The organism is Streptantibioticus ferralitis, assembly GCF_029223525.1.
In the GTDB taxonomy this organism is placed as follows: Bacteria; Actinomycetota; Actinomycetes; order Streptomycetales; family Streptomycetaceae; genus Streptantibioticus_A; species Streptantibioticus_A ferralitis.
Genome location: NZ_JARHTQ010000079.1, coordinates 1 through 2824, shown reverse-complemented (window position 1 = coordinate 2824; position 2824 = coordinate 1). Strand labels below are relative to the sequence as shown.

Below are 2824 nucleotides of genomic sequence, written 5' to 3'. Positions count from 1 at the left end.
GCATCACGCTTGAACTCCGCCGAGTACCGCTTGCTCATGTTGCTCTTGCTACTCACTACCTGGACTGCTTCCTCCGGGACTCATCCGTCCCAGTATCAGGCTGTCCAGATCAGTGGGGGAACTCCACCTCGTCCACCACGCTGACCGTCGTCACACCGGCCGGGGTCGGTACCGTGAACGTGTCCGTCACCACACCCGGCGGCACTGTCACACTGCCTAACGCGTACACCTACGCCGTCGCACCCACCGTGGCATCGGTCGTCCCCAACGCGGGACCTGACGCCGGCGGCCAGTCAGTGACCGTGGCCGGCACCGGCGTCGTGGCAGGCAACACGCAGGTCCTGTTCGGCTGAATCACCCATCGTGGCGAGACCTTGCCCGGCCCTAGCAGGGTCTCGTTCCACCCGTGCGAACAGGACCCGTGTCATGCCTCTGCCTGTTGTATCCAACATTGTCCCCGGGTTTGCGATTCTGCCGACGCCCGTCGTCATCTTCGGCAGCAACCTCCTTGGCGCGCGGTCCGCGCGGTTCGGGCCGAATCCGGGAACGATCCTCCTCGATGTCGGGTTTCTCCTGCTGGTCGTGCCGCCGCCGGGTTGCGGCACTGTCGACGTGACGGTGACCACTGCCGGGGGCACAAGTGCTGTCACGCCGTCAACCCGCTTCACCTACCTGGGCCCCTGCCCGGAACCTGTGCCGCCGACCGTGACCTCTGTGCTTCCCAACCGGGGACCGGACCAAGGCGGACAGCAAGTCGCGATCACGGGCACGGGATTTGTGCCGGGCAAAACCCAGGTGTTCTTCGGGTAGGCCGACAGCAGAACGCCCCGGCCTGGATCCTGGGCGCCCGGCGCGGGTGTGCCAACCCCTTAACGGCTCTGTTCCGGAGTCGGTGGTGACGAAAGGTGACGGGCGTCGTTGGCATCTCATGCGGGATGTCAACGAGCTTGTGTCTGTGGTGTTTTCGGGATTGTCGGCGCTGGTCATCGAGGATGTGGCGGACGATGGCGAGGCAGTCCGGGTTACGGCCCGGACCCGGGATCTCCCGGTGCCCTGCCCGGTGTGCGGGGTGCCGACGGCGAAGGTGCACGGGTACCACCACCGGACGGTGGCGGACGTGCCGGTGGACGGCCGCCGGGTCGTGGTCCGCGTCCGGGTGCGGCGCCTGCCCTGCCCTGTCCTGGGCTGTCGGCGGCAGACCTTCCGCGAACAGATACCGGGGCTGCTGGAACGCCATCAACGCCGCACCACGCGCCTGACCGGCCAGATCTCCAAGGTGGTCAAGGAGTTATGCGGCCGGGCGGCCGCCCGGCTCACCCGGTGGCTGGCCACGCCGGTCTCGTACGCCACCGCACTGCGCCTGCTGCGGCGCATCCCCGCGCCGCAGGTCCGCCTCCCACGGGTGATCGGGGTCGACGACTTCGCCCTGCGCCGCCGGCACCGCTACGCCACGATCATCATCAACACCGAAACCGGCCAGCGCATCGAGGTGCTCCCCGACCGCGAGGCCTCCACCCTGGAGACCTGGCTGCGCGGGAAGAGGGGGATCGAGGTCGTGTGCCGGGACGGATCGGCCACGTACGCCGAGGCGATCCGGCGGGCGCTGCCGGACGCGGTGCAGGTCAGCGACCGCTGGCACTTGTTCCGCAACCTGTGTGACAAGGTCCTGGCAGAGGTCCGCGCCCACGCTCCCTGCTGGGCCACTGTCAACCCGCCCCGCCCCGGTGGGGTCCGCGAGCAGAGCACCCGCGAACGCTGGCACAAAATCCACGGCCTTCTCGGCCAGGGCGTCGGCCTGCTCGACTGTTCCCGCCGCCTGGGACTGGCCCTCAACACCGTCAAACGCTACGCCCGCATCCCCGAACCGACCGCCGAGCGCATCGCTCCCCAGTACCGGCCCACCCTGGTCGACCCCTACCGCGACCACCTGCCCACCCGGCGCGCGACCGAACCCGGCGTGCCGGTCCTGCAACTGTTCCGCGAGATCAAAGAGCTGGGCTACAGCGGCAGCCTCAACCTGCTCCACCGCTACCTCAACCAGGGCCGCGCCGAAGGCGACCGCCCGGTTACCACCCCGCGACGCGCCACCCGGCTCCTGCTCACCCACCCCGAACACCTGCGCACCAAGGAGACCGCCCTCCTGGAAGCCCTCACCGCGGCCTGCCCTGACCGAACTCGCCCGGCTCATCCGAGAGTTCGCCGAGCTGCTGGCCCCGGCCACGGGCAACGACACCCGGCTCACCGAGTGGATCACCGCAGTCCGAGCCGCCGACCTACCCCACCTGCAGACCTTCTGCAACGGCCTCGACTCGACCACGCAGCCGCAGACGCCGGCCTCACCCTGCCCCACCACAACGGACGCACCGAGGGCGTCAACACCCGCACCAAGAGAATCATGAGGCAGATGCACGGCCGCGCCGGATTCGACCTCCTCCGCCACCGCATCCTCCTCCCATAACGAGGACACAGAGTCACCACCGACTACGGAACAGAGCCAACTTAACGGCTGATCTTGGTTGTTGAGTGGTCAGTTGTTGCTCGGGGTCAGGCGGCCCTCGAAGGCGATCTGGAGGGCGTTCAAGGGTGCCTTCCAGCGCATGGTCCACCGCTTGCGGCCCTTCCCCGTCGGGTCCAGGCTCATCAGCGCCATGTAGACGCACTTGAGAGCCGCTGCTTCGTTGGGGAAATGGCCGCGGGCGGGTGTGTCAACTTAACGGCTGATCTTGGTTGTTGAGTGGTCAGTTGTTGCTCGGGGTCAGGCGGCCCTCGAAGGCGATCTGGAAGGCGTTCAAGGGTGCCTTCCAGCGCATGGTCCACCGCTTGC

General features: G+C 68.0%; 3 protein-coding genes and 1 pseudogene. 3 read left to right on the top strand and 1 reads right to left on the bottom strand.

Annotated elements, in window-relative coordinates; translation table 11 throughout:
- The 3 genes from P2L57_RS39710 to P2L57_RS39700 all read left to right on the top strand — a co-directional run.
- The coding region (locus P2L57_RS39710) for an IPT/TIG domain-containing protein (RefSeq protein WP_486387843.1) at positions 1 to 353 on the top strand (353 nt) is incomplete at its 5' end.
- A gap of 73 nt (positions 354 to 426) precedes the next feature.
- Positions 427 to 810 carry an IPT/TIG domain-containing protein gene (locus P2L57_RS39705; RefSeq protein WP_275823441.1) on the top strand — a complete coding sequence of 128 codons (384 nt, stop codon included), beginning with the start codon at positions 427 to 429 and terminating at the stop codon, positions 808 to 810.
- Positions 811 to 955: 145 nt separating this feature from the next.
- A complete protein-coding gene (locus P2L57_RS39700) occupies positions 956 to 2458 on the top strand; it encodes an ISL3 family transposase (protein ID WP_275823439.1) in 1503 nt (500 codons plus the stop codon).
- Between the two features lie 69 nt (positions 2459 to 2527).
- On the opposite strand, the pseudogene P2L57_RS39695 reads toward P2L57_RS39700, so the two are convergent.
- Positions 2528 to 2698, bottom strand: a pseudogene (locus tag P2L57_RS39695) (IS256 family transposase); the annotation flags it as partial.
- Positions 2699 to 2824 lie beyond the last annotated feature (126 nt).

What these genes read in the sequence shown, in the direction of transcription:
- P2L57_RS39705 (WP_275823441.1), top strand. Translation starts at nt 427, where the DNA reads ATGCCTCTGCCTGTTGTATCCAACATTGTCCCCGGGTTTGCGATTCTG.